Origin of the sequence: Nitrospira sp. (assembly GCA_005116745.1) — a bacterium.
GTDB lineage: Bacteria > Nitrospirota > Nitrospiria > Nitrospirales > Nitrospiraceae > Nitrospira_D.
This window is the reverse complement of sequence record SWDS01000008.1, coordinates 64222-82705: the sequence shown is the minus strand read 5'-3', so window position 1 is coordinate 82705 and position 18484 is coordinate 64222. Positions and strand designations below refer to the sequence as shown.

Here is an 18484-nt window from a genome sequence, read left to right as displayed (position 1 = left end):
TCCTGCTCCTCAGCGTTGCCGTAGTTGCCTGGCGCACGACAAAAGCGGCGGGATAGTTTGGTTCGTGCTCAGGGGAGGTAGTAACGTGAGGTGGATTGTATTGTAATGAGATGTCAATTACTGTATATACAGTTGGGTGTTTACTTGGGACGTTCCGAAGGCGATCGCCAATTTTGAAAAGCATGGCGTGTCGTTCGAAGAAGCGGCAACTGTCTTTGGCGATGGCAACGGGCTCGACTGGGACGACCCCGCACATTCATCTCAAGAGCACCGGTTCAAACGACTCGGTCGATCGGTGAGCGAACGGCTGTTACTCGTGGTGTATACCGTACGAGGGGTGAAGTATGAAAAAGAAACGTTCCGAATCATCAGCGCGCGGCCGGCGAGTCGGCGGGAACGCCAAGCCTATACCCGACGCACAGATTGATTTCTCGGATATCCCGGATTCTACGCCCGAGGAGCTTCGACGTGCGCGCCGGGTAGGACGACCGTCCAGCGGAATGGCGAAACAGCTGATTGCCATCCGCCTTTCACCACGGCTCTTGAGTCAGTTGCGAAAAATGGCTGCCAAACGCAGAAAGCCCTATCAGACGCTCATCCACGAATTATTGGAAAAAGCAGCGGCCCCCGCGGCATAGGGCTCACGAATCACATCCAGAAACCTATCGCGGCTCGCGGCCTCAACAAAGAACAGCCGCCAAGGCTCTGGGCGTGACGCAACCGCGCGTCAGTGATCTCCTCCGCGGGCGTATCGACCTCTTCAGCACCGATGCGCTCATCGATATGCTCGCTCGCCTTGGTGCGACGGTTCGTCTGACCGTCAAGGTTCGTCCGGCGGCGTGAGTGGTTCTTATACTTCACAGGTCGTTACTCATGCCCAACCGTATTGTCTAGACATGCACGATACAAGATCTGAGCCTGAATTTCTTCGACATGTGGCAGTTTTGTTAAGATTAGGAACTGCCGTATGACTCACTCGCTACTTGTTGTTATAGCTGCGTAGTGCCTCAATGCCCAACATGATCCAGCCTCTATTATCCCAAATTGTCTCTAGAGCACCCTTCTCTACATAGTGAGTGACTTGGCCATCATTGGTTACCGTCGTTGACGCTTTTACATTTTTCTCTCTGTCCATAAAACTCTGGGCAACCTTCCCGTTTGGCAGTGTCATAGCCTGAAACCGACTATTTTCTTTCGAGTCCAGCAAATCAAACCCAGCATACCCATCTTGGTTCGTGTAGGTAATAGATCGCGTGACGCCTGTTGCGTCTAAGAAAAGTTGATTAGCCAGGCCACCAGTGTAAACATTCAGTGAGATTCTCTCTTTGCCATTCCTGTCGCTGAAAAGCTGGTTAACTCTCCCGCTGTTGAAAAGGTTCATCGAGAAGCGCTCTTTATTGTCTTTGTCCATAAACTCATGATAGGCCCCCCCATCTTTAGCTGTGTTTATGCGCATCCATGCTCCACTATTACCGTTTATCCATTCTGTCCCTGCTAATTCTGCCATCTTGGGATGATCAGTTGGGTTGACATAACTCCCTATCCGGATTGCCCCATTTTCGTTAAACAATTGGTGTCGTGCCACTCGTTGAGAATCAATAACAGACCGAAGTGCAGTCTTGCCTTCTTTATTTAGAATGTCTGCCCCGGTCCATCCTGGAAGTTTGGGATGGTCAGCTGGGAAAACATAGCTAAGCACACCGCTTTTCTCATTCTCGTCATGAAGTATGTGCCGTGTCACCCGTTCGCTATCGATATAGGACTCAAGTGCTATCTTGCCTTCTCTATTCAGAATGTCTGTCCCAGCCATTCCTGCGGATTGAGGATGGTCAGTAGGGAAAACATAGCTATGCACTCGCTTTTGTCCATCCTCACCAAATAAACTCTGTCTGGCTACCCCTTCTGCATCAACCATGAGAGCGATTCGTTCATTTCCTTTTTTGTCTCGAAGCGTTTGCACAAGACTGCCGTCTTCCTTAACGGTAACTTCAAAACGAATATTGCCTGCGGTGTCTTTAAGGACGATCTTCTCTACTTCAACCACTCTCTGTTGAAGAATCACTGGGGTGGTGCATCCTGTGGCGGTAACTGCTAGTGCGAGGCAGACCAGTTTCAGTACCCAACGATTGCCATCATCCCCCATGTTGCGACTCCTTTGTTTGTCACTCACGACAATTGACCTGACTGTATATCCAAAGAACTTGGTGTTCGGCATGACTATTGACTTATCACCTTGCCCGTTTCTGCGTTGTGTAGCACCGAAATTCACCGGGCTGTCAGCGTGACTGTGAGCAATAAGAGCAACCAACCACCAACGTCCAACCACAGTGAGCTGCGCATCGAACACCCCTCAAGGTGAAAGTCATATGACGTCAATCAGCGTCGCTGAAATCCAGATGTGCACTGGAACAAGTCCAATCGATCATGATGGTAGTCGATTAGGAAACTGTGTAACCTCATGTGAGTTCCTTTCAGCAAGGAACGGACCAACGATGAGTTCACAAGAACTACGTAAATTCCCAAACATTGTGTTGTTACCGAAGAAATAGAAGCCTGCCGGGTGAATCTTTTTCGATTCAGGGAGTATCTAAATGGATTCACTGTTTCTCCTCGGAACTACTGATCTCCCCCGATGGGGCTTCAGTTCTCAGGCTCTTCAGGCACATTTCGTGGAACTGGTCGTACTCAAGCGCGGAGGGGATGGTAGCGCCGGAAAAGGAGCAAAGAAATAACTCGTTAGTTTAGGGACGTACAGATCTTCAAGCTAGATGCATTAAGCTCTACTCATGTATAGAGCTGTATTGGCAATGGTGGTGTTGGAGGTAAGAAGAAAGGAGCGAAGTCAGAAGATTTCGTAAAAAGTTGCCAATCCAAACCTGCTCCGAAGAAGAATGGGGTGGGAATCAATGATGAAAAGCCGATTGCGCCACCTGTTGAGATGAAGTAGTCATCGCCACACCTTTTTTTGGTTCAACATCCGATGAGGATCCGAAGAATGGGGTCGGTTCTTGATTTTGCACTTCCTGTTCCCAAGGTGGCGAGGTTGATCGGCGTGCCTGAGAGGTGAGCTCAAGTCATGACCCATGAGGATTGCATTCGTGCATCCTGTCGTCACGTGAGTGGGGTGCACAGTCAAGTACGGACCCTCATCGCTAGGCGCGGAATCGAAATGCTTGGCATTGTTCAGGCCGAACCCCCCGAGGCGGCAATCTCACAGGTGGCAAAGTGACTCGAACGTTGCCCCGCAGTCAACAGTGCATGCAACGTTCGCACCTCGAGGGCTAAGCGCGCCCGTTTGGCGCAAAAAAAAAGGGGCGTACCGTTAGGCACGCCCCTTACTCTTAGTGCCGCTAGCTAGCAGAACTGGTTACCTCAATGCCTCAATGCCGGCGCCGAAGTTAATGTGAAACGCCGCTCCATTCATCACCAGAGCCGGAACCGACTTGACACCGGCAGCTTCGGCTTCTTTCACGCGCTCTTTGCTTGTGCCGAGATGGACGTGTTCCACGTCATATTTCGACGGATCCAGAGCGGTGGCAACGCTTTGCTCGGCTGCGACGCACACAGGGCATCCCGCGTGATAGAAAATCGCTTTGCTTTTCATAATGGTTTCCTCTCGGTTGTAATGGGTTGGGATAAGATTACGTATCTGCGACAGGGTAGAACCAGCGTTGGGCTCAAGGTAACATGCCCGTGCGGTTTCCCAGCCACTTGTCAATAACATACTGACAGTCTGATATTGAAATCAATACAAAAATGGGCGTGTCTGGGTTTCGCATGGGTAGGCTGAAAGAATATAAGGGGTCGGATACTGTTGTTCGTTTTCCGCTGTTGGAGAAAGGGGTTCGGTGAGCACCGATTTGTTCTACGAAGAGGAGAGGACTCCCGCAATACAGCCGGTTAGTAACGTCGTCAAATAGGCGGTCCACAACGCACGCAGTCCTAGGAGCGAGATATCTTTTGCCCGATGCGGTATCAAAGCGGAGATGCCGCCGACAAAGATGCCCATGCTTGCCACATGTACGAATCCGCAGAGGGCATAGGTCATGGTCGTGAGGGACCGTGGTGAGAGCGGCGGTGGAGACGCGGCTTGCGCGGCAGCCAACTTGAAATAGGCCGCAACTTCCGTCTCGATAAACCGCGACCCCAGCAAGTCCGCGCCGATCTGCCATTCCTCAGGCCGGAGACCGAGGAGCACGGCGAACGGCCAGGTCAGCCAGGCGAGGATTCGCGTCATGGAGAGCGGCACGCCACCGATCGCTGGAAGCTGTGCCAGCGCCACATCTACCAACGCTTCCAATCCAAGAAACACGATCAGTAAGGCGGCAATGCCGACCGCCATTTTTATTCCCTGTCCTGCACCATCGATCAACGCGACAATGAGGTTGGAGGGCGGCGAATTCGCGTCACTGTCGGAAGAGGGCGATGAGGTCCGGCCGGTAGGGTCAGAGGGCACGCCGCTCAGTGTCACAGGCTGTCCATCTTCGGGAAATGCAAGCTTGCTGATGAGCACCGCACAAGGAATCGAAATAATTGATGCGGAAATCAAATGCCCTGCGATTTGAGGTACCGCATGTTGTAGCGCCGACACGTAGATGCCCATGACGGTGCTCGCCACGGTTGCCATCATGCATGTCAGTATCAAGAGCAGTTCCGACTGCGTCATGGCTGCGAGGTAGGGACGGATAATCAAGCCTGCCTCGATCCCGACGAAGATATTCGCGGCGCCGGAGAGCGACTCGGCTCCCGATAAGCCCATGGTCCGGCAAAAGAGCCGGGCAAACAATCCCACGATCGCTTGCATGGCGCCCAGATAGTAGAGACCCGCCATCAAGGCGGCAAAGAACACGACTGCCGGCAGCGCTTGCGCCGCCAAGATGAACCCGATCGAAACTGTCCCATCCGGCAACGTCTGGCCAGGACCAAGTGCGAGGGGCCCAAGAAGAAACATCGTGCCTTTCTGGGAGGCGGTGAGCACGGCGACCACCAGATCGTTGATCATGCTCCAGAGCCAGCGGGAGCCTGGAAACCAAAAGGACACGATGCCGAGCCCCCAGGCCAACGCCGCGCTGCCCCCAATGGTCCTCCAGTTCGGCCGAGTGCGCGTCCCTGTGACCCAGGCCAGCCATGCGATCGTGACGAAACCGATACCCGCAATGAGGCGATAGCGCCATTCTCCCACCGTCAAATTCTCCTTCTGATGAAAGCCCGCGGGAGGCTACGCTGAGAGCCGGTTGCCGTCAAGAGCAAATGTGGTGTGCACTCATACTGAGCGACAAGAGGCAGAGGTCGGGGCTAGTAGAGTGGGGTCACCTATGAGTTGACTATTAGGTGACCATCATGGTGACTCTTGAGGGAAAGAACGCGAGGGCGAGCGGGATATGCTCCCGCTCGCCCTCGTGCGAACGTGTTGCGTGCAGCTACTTGGGAGCAATGATTTCGAAAAGTTCGATCTCGAATACTAACGTGGCGCCGGGCTTGATAAGCGGGGGCAAGCCCTTGTCGCGATAACCAAGACTCGATGGGCAGACCAACTTACTCTTGCTGCCGACTTTTATTTGCTGGATCCCTTCCACCCAACACTTGCTCATTTCATTCACTCTCAACATGACCGGCTCGCTCTGGGTGGTGGTACTATCGAACACTGTTCCATCGATCAGGGTTCCTTGATAGTGCACCTTGACCATATCGATAATTTTCGGCGTGGCGCCGGTCCCTTCCTTGATGGTCTTGAGAATCGCGCCGGACTCGGTTTTCTTGGCGCCGGATTCTGCTGCGGCTTTCGCAAGGAACGCGGCTCCTGCTTTCTTTTCCGCTTCTGCAAGAACCGCAGCGCGGGTCTGTTGCAGTTCTGAAATCTTCATGCCAAACGCTTTGAGGTCTACCTTGGGGGGCTGTTTTGAGAACCCATCGATGAGGCCGGACTTCACGATTTCAAATTCAGCTTCGTTCAAGGTGAAATTGCTGAGCGATTGGTTGATGGCCAATCCTAACGCATAGAGTGTTTTTTGTTCCTCGGTCCTGAGCTCTGGGGCTGCCGCGAATGCCCCAGCGGTTCCAAGGCAGAGTAGGGTTGCCAAACAGGAAACAATAACGCGCATGAGCTGTCCTTTCTTTTGTGTATGACTGCGATAGGCCTGATATCAATCAGGCTTAGATCGTATGTAGGGTAAGCGATCTTGCGGGTAGGGCTCAAGACAATTTAGGGAGAAACGAAAGCGGGGTCAGTTTGAGGTGATCCCATCGTTTTGTTTCCCCTCACACCGATCATCTGACCCAGCAAGAGTCTTCTTCGTGGTACATTCGGCAATCACTTCCCACTGGAGAACAGTGAGTAGGGCAAAATAGGAGTCTCAGCTGGTGGACGACAAGGCCTCAGATCACGCAACGACTGCTACGCCGAATACAGGCCTGATTGCGCGGTGGCAGAATGTCCCGCTCTATGCGCGTATTGGAATTGCTTTGGTCCTCGGCGTCATGGTGGGGTTTCTGCTGGGAAGCGAGGCGGCGGTCCTCGCGGTTCCGGGGAAGCTCGTGTTGCGACTCCTCGGGGCTCTCGCGCCCGCGCTGATCCTCGCGGCGATTGTGCACACGTTCATGACGACGCAGCTCGGTGGGCCACTTGCGGCGCGGCTGCCACGGTTGTTGCTGCTCAACACGTTGGTTGCGATCACGGTTGGTCTAACCGTCGCAAACGTGATTCAGCCAGGACAAGGGGCGGGACTGACGCCACCAGCTCCGCACGACGAAACGGCAAAATCCGCCAATCCGCTCGCTCTCTTTCTTGAGAATGTGCCCAAGAGTCTGCTGGGGCCACTCGGTGACGATGGAAAGGTGATCGGTGTCATCTTCATCGCCGTGGCGTTTGGCATGGCCCTCCGCAAAGAACGTGAACGGTCGCTTGGAACGGTCGGACATCTCGTCGAGCTCTTCCTGGAATCGCTCATCAAGATTTTGCACTGGATTATCGCGGTTGTGCCGTTGGCGGTCTTTGGCATTGTCGCGAGTATCGTGGGGACGGAAGGCTTCGCTCCGTTCAAGGCGCTTGGGATCTTTGTGGTAAGCGTGTTGCTCGCGCTCGCAATTCAGGCGGGGTATTACCTCCTCCGTATCCGATTTGGTTCGTGGGTGCGTCCGGCGGATCTCATTCGCGGCGGCCGCGATGCACTGGTCATGGCCTTCTCGACGGCCAGCTCAACGGCCACGATGCCGGTGACCTACGCGGCGCTCAAGGAGCGCGTGGGATTGCGCGAGCAGTCCGCCAGCATGGGAGCACTGGTCGGCGCAAATTTTAACAATGATGGCACCGCACTGTACGAGGCAATGGCGGCGCTCTTCATCGCGCAAATGATCGGGATGGACCTGAGCTTCCAGCAGCAACTGCTGGTCGTGCTGACGAGCATTGTTGCTTCGGTCGGCGCCGCCGGTATTCCAGAAGCTGGTCTGGTGACGATGACCATGGTCTTTACTGCTGTCGGACTGCCTGTGCAATACATCCCAGTTTTATTGACCGTGGATTGGTTTCTCGATCGCTGCCGCACGGCGATCAACGTCATGGGGGATATGAACGTCAGTTGTCTGTTGGATGGGAAGCAGAAGGGCTGAATGTCAAGATAGGTCGCGTCCCTGACGTTCGTCCCGAGCCTGCGCGCTAAGGACGAACGTCATTCTGGGATGCACTATTAGGCTTTGGCTATCTTTTGTTTGTGTTCGTGTGTGAGGGCCGTCCGGAGTTTCTCCTCATGCTCCTTACTGAGTGACGTCTTGAGAATCGTTCCTTCGTGTGGTGAAATCCTGGCCAGCACCTTGTCTTCGTCAACGCTGCGAATCAACAAGAAGATGGCTGAGGTGCCCCGTTTGATCGTGCTGCCCAATTCCTTGATGAAATTATCCGGAATCCCATAGTCGCTCAATAACCCAAACTCACTGGCTGCAGTGGTCACGGCTCCGGCCCCCGCCCCGCCGGCGAGGCTGCCGATCAGGCCAGCCAAGGGGTTCATAAAGAGCAACCCCATCAGCCCTCCCCACAACACGCCGAGCGACACACCATGTGTGGTCGCACCGCCGAACACATCGACACACTGCTTCAGATGGACTTTCCCATCCAAATCGCGGACGACGATGACCGCGTCTTCCAGGTCGAGGATATAGTCAGTTTCCATGGCCCGAAGTTCGTTCAGCACCCGATCGGCCGTGCTCGAGTCCTTAAAAGCGATACACACCAGTTGGCTCATGATCCAGCTCCTTTAGCGATAGAGATCCCACAGTATTCACCCTGGCAGCTGCTCCAGCTGCTAGGACGGGCACAAGTTACTAGGCCAATCATACCGAGTGCAAGCTGAGCTTTGTGCCCCTTGTTTTTCCACGCTCTGTTCCCTTACTCTCGATCTTTTCCTGTTGAGTAGCCCTTATGTTGCAAGCTGTTGGACTCAGTTGCCGTCGAGGTGAACGTCGGCTGTTTTCAGATCTCAATGTCAAGGTTGAGCCGGGAACCCTGTTGGCTGTGGTGGGTGAGAACGGCAGTGGAAAAACAAGCCTGCTTCGGATTTTCTCCAGCCTATTGCCCCCGGAGGAAGGTTCAGTTCTCTGGGATGGTCAGGATATCCATCAACTCAAAGAACTCTATGCGGGGCAACTGACGTATCTTGGGCATCTGAACGGGATCAAGGACGATCTGACTCCGTTGGAAAATCTGATGAGTGCCACGTCTCTGGCCGGGGAACCTTGTTCCAACAACGGAGCAAAGGAAGCCTTGGAGGCGATCGGGCTGAAGCGCCCCATTCATCATTTGCCGTCCAAGGTGCTCTCGCAAGGCCAGAAGCGCCGTGTCACCCTGGCGCGGCTCTGGCTCTCCACGCGCCCCCTGTGGCTGTTGGATGAACCGTTCACGTCTCTCGACGCGGCCTCGACGAATGTGGTGACGCAGCGGCTGCTTGCGCATGTGCAACGTGGAGGACTGGCGGTCTTGGTCACGCACCAAGAGGTCGCGCTTCCCGCAGAGCGGCTGCAACACCTGAGGCTGGTTGGATGAACCGCTCCAGTATGTGGGAGGCCGTCAGTGGCATCGTCAAGCGGGATCTCTTGCTTGCGATGCGGCGTCGTTCAGATGCGGCGATGTCGGTGTTCTTTCTCGTTATCGTGGCCAGCCTCTTTCCCCTGGGCGTCGGTCCGGAGCCGGCGGTGTTGAAAACGATCGGCCCCGGCGTGCTGTGGGTCGCGGCCTTGTTGGCTTGTTTATTGTCGCTTTCACGAGTATTTACAGCGGATTATGTGGACGGGTCCCTCGAACAGATGGTCTTGGTTCCCCAGCCTTTGGCGGTCCTGGTGGCCGGAAAGGTTTTCGCGCATTGGCTGATTTCCGGGTTACCCGTGGTACTGCTCTCGCCGCTCCTCGGCCTCCAATTCGGCTTGGATGGAGAACCCCTGGGAGTGTTGGCGTTGTCGCTCTTGCTTGGGACGCCGACGTTGAGTATGATTGGTGCGATCGGTGCCGCGTTGGTCCTTGGCGTGCGGGGGAGTGGTCTACTGGTTGCCCTCCTGGTGCTTCCACTCTATGTTCCAGTATTGATCTTTGGGGCCGGCGCTGTCACCGGTAGTATGGCTGGAGTCGGCGGCGAAGCAAATCTGTCGCTCCTTGGGGCCAGTCTGGTGCTCTCGCTCTTTCTGGCGCCCTGGGCCACGGCAGCGGCGATACGTATTGCGTTGGAATAGAAGGATCTCATCACCGTGAATTGGTCGAAGTATTCGGCACCACAAGCCTTTTATCCCCTAGCAGGTCGACTGATCCCCTGGTTCGCGGTTATTGCGGTGGCGCTAATGGGGGTCGGGCTCTATATGGGGTTCTTCGTTGCGCCGACTGATTTTCAGCAGGGAGAATCGTACCGGATCATCTTTGTTCACGTTCCCGCAGCCTGGATGTCCATGTTTCTCTATGTGGTCATGGCTGTCTGGGCCGGTATTGGAATGGGACTCAATGCCCGATTGTCTTTTATGATGGCGCAGGCGATTGCGCCTACTGGAGCCATGTTTACGTTCTTGGCGTTGCTGACTGGAGCGATGTGGGGGAAACCGACATGGGGTGCCTGGTGGGTGTGGGATGCCAGACTGACCTCGGAGCTTATCCTCTTATTCCAGTATGCGGGGGTCATGCTCTTGCGGACGTCGATCGATGACATGCGTCGCGCCGACCGGTCAAGTGCGGTCTTTTCGTTGGTCGGAGTCGTCAATGTGCCGATCATCTATTTTTCGGTACAATGGTGGAACACCTTGCACCAAGGCGCCTCAGTCAGCATGTCGACGGGGTCGAAAATGGCGGCGACCATGTTGATGGCGATGCTCATCATGACGGTCGCGTTCTGGCTCTATAGCATTGCCGTCGTTCTCGCCCGCGTGCGATGCATCGTGGTCGAGCGGGACTCGCTACCGGTCTGGGATGAGAAACCGGCGGTGAGTCAGGAAGTGGCGGAGGTTCGCTGATGCAGTGGGGGAGCGCGTCTGAATTTTTTGCGATGGGCGGATATGGGCTGTATGTGTGGACCTCGTTTATCGCCACGGCGCTCTGTATGGGGTGGGAAGTGCTGGCTTTGTGGCGCCGACGGGCTGCGGCGCGCGCCGAACAGCGCGCCGGGTTATTAGGAGACACCGATGAAACCACGGCATAAACGTTTTGCCTTTATTGGTCTGGGGTTGGTTGTCTTGGGTGTGGCGACCGTGCTGATCTTAAACGCCTTCCAGAGCAATCTCGTGTTCTTTTTCACCCCCACGCAAGTCGTCAGCGGAGAAGCCCCGCACGGGCGTAGCTTCCGGATCGGTGGGATGGTTGAAGACGGCAGCCTCGTTCGTGAGAATGATGGGTTGACCGTCCATTTTACCGTGACCGATACCGCGAAGCGCGTGTCGGTCACGTACAAAGGGATTCTCCCCGACCTATTCAAGGAAGGGAAGGGAGCCGTTGCGCAAGGGCAATTGGGTGTCGACGGCACGTTTGTCGCCAGCGAAGTCCTCGCAAAACACGATGAAAATTACATGCCCCCAGAAGTGGCGGATGCGCTGGCGAAGGCTAAGGCCTCCGGTGCCCAGCAAAGCAAATCACTTGTTGTTCCTGATGGTAGAAAAGGGTCGCTATGATTCCAGAAATCGGTCATTTTGCCTTGATTCTCGCGCTCTGCGTCGCGCTTGTACAGGGGATTCTCCCGATCTACGGTGCGGCGGTCGGCAACTCCGCGCTGATGTCTGTGGCGAAGCCGGCGGCGCGCACCCAATTCCTCTTGGTCCTCACTGCGTTCGGCTGCCTGGCCTATGCCTTCGCAGACAAGGATTTTTCCGTGTTGTATGTCGCGGCGACTTCCAACTCGCAATTGCCCCTTCACTATCGTCTGGCTGCCATCTGGGGTGCGCATGAAGGATCCCTGCTCTTGTGGACCTTCATCCTGACCATCTGGATGTTTGCGGTCACGCTCTTCTCTTCCCATCTTCCAGAAGCCACACGTTCCCGGATTCTTGGGGTTATGGGTTTGGTGAGCGTGGGGTTCCTCCTGTTCATGTTGAGCGTGTCCAATCCGTTCGAACGGCTGATTCCTGCGGCTCCCGATGGGCGTGATCTGAATCCGCTCTTGCAAGACCCTGGCATGGTGATCCATCCGCCGATGCTCTATATGGGCTATGTCGGTTTCTCGGTTGCCTTCGCGTTTGCCATCGCGGCGTTGTTGGGAGGGAACCTTGATGCAGCCTGGGCCCGTTGGTCTCGCCCCTGGACGACGGTTGCCTGGTGTTTTTTGACGGTCGGTATTGCGATGGGAAGCGGCTGGGCCTACTACGAACTCGGATGGGGTGGGTGGTGGTTCTGGGATCCGGTTGAAAACGCCTCGTTTATGCCGTGGTTAGCTGGAACCGCGTTGGTGCATTCATTGGCTGTGACCGATAAACGTGGCGGGTTCAAGGTGTGGACGGTCTTGCTCGCCATCATGGCCTTTTCATTGAGTCTCCTTGGGACGTTTCTTGTCCGTTCGGGTGTGTTGACCTCCGTGCATGCGTTTGCCACCGATCCGAAGCGAGGTCTCTTCATCCTAGTCTTTTTGGCGATCGTCATCGGTGGGTCGTTGGCCTTGTATGCGTGGCGCGCTCCAAAAGTTGGGTTGGGTGGCAGCTTCGCGATGTTGTCGAGAGAAGGCATGCTGTTAGCCAACAACGTGTTATTGGTTGCCGCGATGGGCTCGGTGCTGTTAGGCACACTCTACCCTTTGTTTTTAGACGCGTTGGATCTCGGGAAAATTTCTGTCGGACCTCCGTACTTCGATTCCGTCTTCGTGCCATTAATGGTTCCGGCCATATTTTTAATGGGAATCGGCCCGCTGGCTCAATGGAAGAAGGCGAGTGTGCCTGATTTGGCGAAGCGGTTGAAGTGGGCATTCGGGGTCAGTCTTGTTTCTGCACTCACGTTACCGATAGTCCTGGGGAACTGGACGCCCCTGCTGAGCCTCGGCCTCTTGTTGGCGATTTGGATTGTGACGACGTCCGCGATTGGGCTGCGTGAACGGTTGGCGCATGTGAACGGGAATAGTCTCGTCGAACGTTTGGCTTCGGTGCCCAGATCATACTGGGGGATGCTCGTAGCGCACTGTGGGATTGCGGTCTTTATCGTCGGCGTGACGATGGTGAAAGGCTTCGAATCTGAGAAGGATGTGCGGATGAATGTGGGTGAGACGGCAAGTATTGGCGACTATACGTTCCGATTCGATGGGACTCAGGATGTGGTTGGGCCAAATTATACGGCAGCTCGTGGGACGTTCCGTGTGAGCTATGATGGCCGTGAAACGACGGTTCTGTACCCGGAGAAACGACGGTATCCCGTTCAGAATCAAATCATGACCGAAGCGGCCATTGATCCGGGGTTCTTGCGTGACCTCTACGTGTCATTGGGAGAGCCGATCGACGACGGGGCTTGGAGTGTGAGGCTCTATCATAAGCCGTTTATCGATTGGATCTGGGGCGGGTGTTTTATCATGGCGTTGGGCGGCGCACTGGCCATCAGTGATCGCCGGTATCGATTGGCATGGCGCAAGCAAGAACCGGTTGTGCCTGTACCCACGCGAACGGCTAGGCGAAAAGTGGCATGAATCGGTTTCTTCTGCCGTTGTCTATCTTTGTCGTGGTCGTTGGTTTTCTGGGCATCGGACTCACGCTCAACCCGCGCGAAATTCCGTCTCCGTTGGTGGGGAAGGCTGTACCGCATTTTTCCCAGCCGCAGCTCTATGATCGTGAGAAAGTGTTGTCTCCGGCAGACCTGAAAGGGAAGGTGTGGCTGCTTAATTTTTGGGCTTCGTGGTGCAACGGATGTAAGACCGAGCATCCGGTGTTGATGGAGCTGGCCAAGTCCGGTGAGGTGCCGATCTATGGCATGGATTATAAGGATCAGCAGGACGAAGCCATGACCTGGCTCAGGCGATGGGGCAATCCCTACCCGATTGTCGGGGTGGATGAGGCTGGACGAGTCGGCATCAATTTTGGAGTCTACGGAGTTCCTGAAACGTACGTCATCGACAAGCAGGGCGTGATTCGTTATAAGCAGATCGGGCCGTTGAATCCTGACACGGTCGCCCAAAAAATTATCCCACTTGTGAAGCAGCTTGAATCCGAATGAAATGGTTGATGCTCATCATATTGTGTGTATCCGGGTCGGCGTGGGCTGGGGAAGCCAGGCCATTGACCGATGATCCCGTCGCCGAGGCACGACTCAAGCATCTCGCCGTCGAGCTGCGATGTCTGGTCTGTCAAAATCAAACCTTGGCCGACTCGAGCGCTCCACTGGCAGAAGACCTGCGTCGGGAAGTTCGAGAGATGATCGCCAAGAATATGAGCGACCCGGAGATCATCGAGTTTCTTGTGTCGCGATACGGAGACTTTGTGCTGTATCGACCGCCGTTAAAAGCCACGACCACGCTGCTGTGGCTTGGCCCGTTTGTCTTAATGGCGATCGGGGTGACGGCGCTGGTTATGACGTTGCGGCGCCGGTCACGTACGGTGGTCGAAGTGTCGGTGACGGATGAAGAACATCGACGAGTTGAACAACTCTTGGCAGAAGGAGAGAAACGATCATGACCGTGACATTCTGGGCGATTGTGTCCGCCATGACCGTATCCGTCCTGGGATTAATCGTGCGCCCGTTGTTGAAGCGCCCAACGCAACTGACTAATGAACAGGAAAAAACGTTACCGGTGTATCGACAGCAATTCGCTGAGCTTGAACAAGATCTCACCAACGGGCTGTTGACGGATGACCAGTATCAGACGGCTCGACATGAGCTAGAGCGCCGGGTGTTGGAGGAGACTGGTTCGACCGAAACATCATCGATGATGTCCGGAGGGCTCGTGAATATTCGGCTTGTCGCACTGTCGTTAGTGTTGGCCATTCCGGCAGCCAGTGGCGTGCTCTATTGGACATTGGGCAATCCAGCCGCGATGACGCACCCGACGGCGTCACCGATGTCGGCTCAGGGCGGTGCCGACAATGAGCGCCAAATGACCGAGGGGCTCAATGCGATGGTCGAGAAGCTCAAAAAGAAGCTGGAGCAGAATCCCAATGATGCGACAGGCTTGACCATGCTGGCGCGCTCTTATATGGCCATGGAGCGGTATGCTGATGCCGTTCCGACTTTCGAGAAGGCTATCAAGCTGAATCCCAACAATGCGGATATGCTTGCTGATTATGCCGATGCGCTTGCAGTTCACCAGGGGCGCAAGCTCGAAGGCAAACCGGAGACGTTGATCGACAAGGCTTTGAAGGTTGATCCCAATCACGTGAAGGCTCTGATGCTGGCAGGCACCGTGGCCTATAATCGTAAGGATTTCGTTCTTGCCGTCAAAGATTGGGAACGGGCGCGCGCGAACTTGCCTCCCGATTCCGAACCGGAATTTACCGAGCAAATCTCGGCCGCTATCGACGACGCGAAACGGCGGATGGGTGGTGCTCCAATGATGGCCGCGGCGAATGCTCCTGCGGCTTCATCGGCTATGCCGTCTGATCATCCTCCGGTCAAAAAGGCCGGTGCGTCGCGCGCGATTACAGGAAAAGTGGTGTTGGGGCCGAGCCTGGCCGGCAAAACACTTCCGGATACACTCTTTGTTTTTGCGAAAGATGTGGCCGGTCCACCAATGCCGGTGTCGATCGTGCGGGCATCGAAGAACGATTTACCCTTCACCTTCCGGCTCGATGACTCGACAAGTCCTATGCCATCTCGAAAGCTGTCGGACATCGATACAGTGGTCATCGTGGCCCGATTGTCGAAATCTGGACAAGCAATGCCTGGAAGTGGTGATCTGGAAGGGATGAGTCAGCCGATTAAGCCAGGGACGGAAAACATTACTATCATTATTGACCGAGAGCGCCCGTAGTGGTCGTAGCATCCGTTAAATTTCTCGCTGAGTTGCACGACACTCGTTTGGAGATTTTTCATGGGAAATATCTTGACAGTGTGGTGGACGTCAGCTATATTCCGACCGCATTCTTTTAAGGTACTCTGAGTAACGTAAAGTAGAAAACTATAACCACATCATCATGATGTATTGTGTCCAGAAGTATTTTTTGAAGGACAGTCCATGCTGCCCATCATATACGGAAGGAGTATTACTGTGACCGTAAAGCATTTGGCGAAGTATGCCATGGTTGTCTGCGGCCTGCTGCTGGCCGCACCAGTGCATGCGCAGTACCCTAGTGTCCCGAAGGAAACGTTCGAGGCGCTGAACATTGATCGGTCCGCGAGTCCCAAGGAGTTTCATGAGGCCTTGACGAAGCGCTGGCTGGATCCAGGCAGAGGCGCGGGGAAAGGGCAGTACGGCCAGTATTGGGAGCCGATCGCAATGAGTAAGTACTTCGACCCAATGTCGTTCTACAAGCCACCGACATCGGTCAAGGAAGTCGCGACGCGTGAGCAGTGCGTGAAATGCCACACCGACGAATCGCCAGGTTGGGTGGCGATGTGGAAGAGAAGCACGCATGCCAATCTAGACAAGATTCGCAAGCTGACCCCGAACGACGACACCTTCTACAAGAAGGCGAAGCTGGAAGAAGTTGAGACAAACCTGCGCTCGCTTGGTAAGCTCGGTCCAAAAGAGAACTTAAAAGAAGTCAGCTGCATCGATTGCCACGTGGGGATCAATACCAAGAATAAGGCTGACCATCGCGTGGACATCAAGATGACAACCTCTGATGTCTGCGGCAATTGCCATCTACTAGAATATGCCGAGCGCGAATCAGAGCGCGACACGATTTTATGGCCGAAGAACCAGTGGCCAAGGGGTCGTCCGTCACACGCATTGGATTATAGGGCTAACGTTGAGACGGACATCTACGCCGGAATGTCGCAGCGCGAAATCGCTGACGGCTGCACCATGTGCCACACCAACCAGAATAAGTGCGACAACTGCCATACCAGGCACGAATTCTCGGTGGCCGACTCCCGCAAGCCAGAAGCCTGCGGTACCTGTCACAGCGGGGCCGATCACAACAACTATGAAGCCTACAATGCGTCGCAGCATGGGCTGGGCTACCAGGCTTCTAAGTCTAGATGGAATTTTAATGTACAGCTCAAGGATGCAGTTGTGAAGGGTGGACAGAAGTTCCCCACCTGCCAGAGCTGTCATATGGAGTACCAGGGAAAATTCACCCACAACACGGTGCGTAAGGTTCGTTGGGCAAACTATCCCTTCGTGCCTGGCATTAGAGAGCCTGTATTTGGCGAATGGGGCCAGAAGCGCCTGGATGCATGGGTTAAGACCTGCACCACGTGCCACTCCGAGACCTTTGCACGCTCGTGGTTAGAGTTTATGGATAACGGTACGTCTCATGGACTTGATAAATACGATGAGGCTCACAACGTCGTCCATAAACAGTACGAGGCTAGACTCCTCACAGGTCAGAAGAACAACCGACCTGCGCCTCCAGCACCGGCTAAGGCCTTGTTCGACCAGTTCTGGCAGATCTACTGGTCAAAGGGCAACAGCCCTACAGCCATCGAGCTCAAACTGTTCGAGATGGCTGAGGACCACCTGGTGCAACTGCACGTAGCACTGGCGCACCAATATCCAGGCTACACCTACACCGTCGGCTGGGCAGCCATGAACCGGGCTTATGTCGAAATCATGGACGAAGACACCAAGCTGAAGGAGAGGATGGTCCTGATGGAGCGCGTGTCTAAGCTCGAACAGCAGGCCAAGACGAGTAGCCTGCTGGATTTTGATACCACTGACGGGAAATTTACGCTCGGCAGTCTCGGTGGAGGTATGCTTCTGACAGGTACCCTCGCGCTGGCCGGATGGAGCAGGCGTAAGAAGAACCAGCGGTGACAATAGACGCCGCGCAGACGATGGAATCAGCGCTGACGCGGCAAAGCAGTAGAGTCCTCCCGTTGCTAGGAATAGTCCTAGTGGCGGGAGGATTTCTTTTGCTTGGTTGGGTTGCATTTCTGTGGTTCGATCCAGGTCCATCCCCGTATCACTATCGCTTGGTGGAAGAAGGCGGTGTTGATAAGTTTCCAAAGCTTGAGCTAGGTCCATGGTCTGACCTAAGCATTAGTAAACAAGAGGTTCACATAGAAGGAATGGAGGAACCGGTAGCCTCCGCCTATCTAGCTCGCCGTGGAAATACAAAGCCCGTGATGCTCGCCTGGGAAAATCACGTTGGCGAACCAATGGTCTTTGTCGACAGTAAGCTCTCCGAGCTGTCCATATTGGCACCCGTGATTTCCAAGAATCTGCCGAAAGACGCAACCATCCTGGCCTGGTGGGACACTTCGCGCCAGATTCAAATCTTGACCGGGTCAGAGACGGTCTTCACCTCCCATCTCAGTGAACCTCTTATCACGCCGACGCTCTGGCGTCAGCGAACCGAGGCCATCGCGAAATACGAACGCGACTTCTGGGGCTCTTCGCCAAGCGAAGAAGAGAAGCGCAAATTTCAACGTTTTGCTGACGCCCTATTGGCAGAGCCAACAGAGGGTGCAGCGATCCTTCGAGAATTGACCGGCGGGCGTGAAGGCTATGTCGTAGTCCACATCTCAGATCTCTACAAACTTGGGATGATGCGCCCCGATGGCATCGGTGTCGCCTATAAGGACTTCACCGTAAAGGGGAGTGGGGATGTGCATGGGCTCAATGTGATGGTAAAGCGTTGGCAATCGGACAACAAGTTCACCTCCCATACGGTGCATGGACTCTCGGAGACTAACGTGCGCGCCTACTTCCTTACGGATGACAAGAGCGTGAAGACGCTGCTCGCACAGATGCTGCCTATGACGACCTCGTTGATTCTGGAACTTAAACCCCTCGAGATGGTCTACAAAGAGGGAGGCTATTTAGTGTATAAGATTCCATCTGCACAGCCCTCGAATAACTAATTTTTTGAGTGGTAGAAAGACAGAAGTAGAAAGACGGTTATTGAAAATCATCCACGGTCACGATAGAGTAATGCATACGTGCTTGCTCACGCAGGA

General features: G+C 54.7%; 20 protein-coding genes. 15 read left to right on the top strand and 5 right to left on the bottom strand.

What is annotated here, in order from left to right; all coding sequences use genetic code 11:
- The first annotated feature begins 136 nt into the window (after positions 1 to 136).
- From E8D52_12295 to E8D52_12285, 3 genes are read left to right on the top strand one after another with little or no spacing between them, the layout of a single operon-like run.
- Complete coding sequence (locus E8D52_12295) at positions 137 to 427, top strand: BrnT family toxin (protein TKB67356.1); 291 nt, start codon at positions 137 to 139, stop codon at positions 425 to 427.
- The gene (locus E8D52_12290) at positions 345 to 638 is read left to right on the top strand and encodes a hypothetical protein (protein ID TKB67355.1); all 294 of its coding nucleotides are present in this window, start codon (positions 345 to 347) and stop codon (positions 636 to 638) included. Before E8D52_12295 ends, E8D52_12290 begins: the two co-directional genes overlap by 83 nt.
- A complete protein-coding gene (locus tag E8D52_12285) occupies positions 565 to 843 on the top strand; it encodes a hypothetical protein (protein TKB67354.1) in 279 nt (92 codons plus the stop codon). The genes E8D52_12290 and E8D52_12285 overlap by 74 nt, the downstream gene beginning before the upstream one ends.
- A 136-nt stretch (positions 844 to 979) precedes the next feature.
- On the opposite strand, the gene E8D52_12280 is transcribed toward E8D52_12285, so the two are convergent.
- The 4 genes from E8D52_12280 to E8D52_12265 form a co-directional block, all read right to left on the bottom strand.
- Entirely contained in the window at positions 980 to 2215 is a 1236-nt protein-coding gene (locus tag E8D52_12280; protein ID TKB67353.1) for a hypothetical protein, read from the bottom strand.
- 1152 nt (positions 2216 to 3367) lie between these two features.
- Positions 3368 to 3604 (bottom strand): thioredoxin family protein, encoded by a 237-nt coding sequence (locus E8D52_12275; GenBank protein TKB67352.1) that lies wholly within the window; start codon positions 3602 to 3604, stop codon positions 3368 to 3370.
- A 261-nt stretch (positions 3605 to 3865) separates the two neighbouring features.
- Positions 3866 to 5182 carry a nucleoside permease nupX gene (locus E8D52_12270; protein TKB67351.1) on the bottom strand — a complete coding sequence of 439 codons (1317 nt, stop codon included), beginning with the start codon at positions 5180 to 5182 and terminating at the stop codon, positions 3866 to 3868.
- Between the two features lie 238 nt (positions 5183 to 5420).
- A complete protein-coding gene (locus E8D52_12265; protein ID TKB67350.1) occupies positions 5421 to 6101 on the bottom strand; it encodes an FKBP-type peptidyl-prolyl cis-trans isomerase in 681 nt (226 codons plus the stop codon).
- A gap of 376 nt (positions 6102 to 6477) precedes the next feature.
- Here E8D52_12265 and E8D52_12260 point away from each other — a divergent pair, with 376 nt between their 5' ends.
- Positions 6478 to 7605, top strand: a complete 1128-nt coding sequence (locus tag E8D52_12260) for a dicarboxylate/amino acid:cation symporter (protein ID TKB67535.1) — start codon at positions 6478 to 6480, stop codon at positions 7603 to 7605.
- Between the two features lie 77 nt (positions 7606 to 7682).
- Here E8D52_12260 and E8D52_12255 read toward each other — a convergent pair whose 3' ends face one another.
- Positions 7683 to 8234 (bottom strand): DUF1269 domain-containing protein, encoded by a 552-nt coding sequence (locus tag E8D52_12255; GenBank protein TKB67349.1) that lies wholly within the window; start codon positions 8232 to 8234, stop codon positions 7683 to 7685.
- Positions 8235 to 8410: 176 nt separating this feature from the next.
- On the opposite strand from E8D52_12255, the gene ccmA reads away from it, so the two are divergent.
- The 11 genes from ccmA (at position 8411) to haoB (ending at position 18388) form a co-directional block, all read left to right on the top strand.
- Positions 8411 to 9031, top strand: a complete 621-nt coding sequence (gene ccmA / locus E8D52_12250) for a cytochrome c biogenesis heme-transporting ATPase CcmA (protein TKB67348.1) — start codon at positions 8411 to 8413, stop codon at positions 9029 to 9031.
- Between the two features lie 11 nt (positions 9032 to 9042).
- Positions 9043 to 9711, top strand: coding sequence for a heme exporter protein CcmB (ccmB, locus tag E8D52_12245; protein ID TKB67534.1), 669 nt, complete (start codon positions 9043 to 9045; stop codon positions 9709 to 9711).
- 9 nt (positions 9712 to 9720) lie between these two features.
- Positions 9721 to 10476 carry a heme ABC transporter permease gene (locus E8D52_12240; GenBank protein TKB67347.1) on the top strand — a complete coding sequence of 252 codons (756 nt, stop codon included), beginning with the start codon at positions 9721 to 9723 and terminating at the stop codon, positions 10474 to 10476.
- Positions 10476 to 10661, top strand: coding sequence for a heme exporter protein CcmD (ccmD, locus tag E8D52_12235; protein ID TKB67346.1), 186 nt, complete (start codon positions 10476 to 10478; stop codon positions 10659 to 10661). The genes E8D52_12240 and ccmD overlap by 1 nt, the downstream gene beginning before the upstream one ends.
- On the top strand, positions 10645 to 11127 hold the full coding sequence (gene ccmE / locus E8D52_12230; protein TKB67345.1) for a cytochrome c maturation protein CcmE: 483 nt from the start codon (positions 10645 to 10647) through the stop codon (positions 11125 to 11127). The genes ccmD and ccmE overlap by 17 nt, the downstream gene beginning before the upstream one ends.
- Positions 11124 to 13115, top strand: a complete 1992-nt coding sequence (locus tag E8D52_12225; protein ID TKB67344.1) for a heme lyase CcmF/NrfE family subunit — start codon at positions 11124 to 11126, stop codon at positions 13113 to 13115. Before ccmE ends, E8D52_12225 begins: the two co-directional genes overlap by 4 nt.
- Positions 13112 to 13639, top strand: a complete 528-nt coding sequence (locus E8D52_12220) for a DsbE family thiol:disulfide interchange protein (protein ID TKB67343.1) — start codon at positions 13112 to 13114, stop codon at positions 13637 to 13639. Before E8D52_12225 ends, E8D52_12220 begins: the two co-directional genes overlap by 4 nt.
- Positions 13636 to 14097 (top strand): cytochrome c-type biogenesis protein CcmH, encoded by a 462-nt coding sequence (locus tag E8D52_12215; protein TKB67342.1) that lies wholly within the window; start codon positions 13636 to 13638, stop codon positions 14095 to 14097. The genes E8D52_12220 and E8D52_12215 overlap by 4 nt, the downstream gene beginning before the upstream one ends.
- Positions 14094 to 15389, top strand: a complete 1296-nt coding sequence (ccmI, locus tag E8D52_12210) for a c-type cytochrome biogenesis protein CcmI (GenBank protein TKB67341.1) — start codon at positions 14094 to 14096, stop codon at positions 15387 to 15389. Before E8D52_12215 ends, ccmI begins: the two co-directional genes overlap by 4 nt.
- A gap of 267 nt (positions 15390 to 15656) precedes the next feature.
- Positions 15657 to 17339, top strand: a complete 1683-nt coding sequence (locus tag E8D52_12205; protein TKB67533.1) for a hydroxylamine reductase — start codon at positions 15657 to 15659, stop codon at positions 17337 to 17339.
- Positions 17336 to 18388 carry a hydroxylamine oxidation protein HaoB gene (gene haoB / locus E8D52_12200; protein TKB67340.1) on the top strand — a complete coding sequence of 351 codons (1053 nt, stop codon included), beginning with the start codon at positions 17336 to 17338 and terminating at the stop codon, positions 18386 to 18388. Before E8D52_12205 ends, haoB begins: the two co-directional genes overlap by 4 nt.
- Positions 18389 to 18484 lie beyond the last annotated feature (96 nt).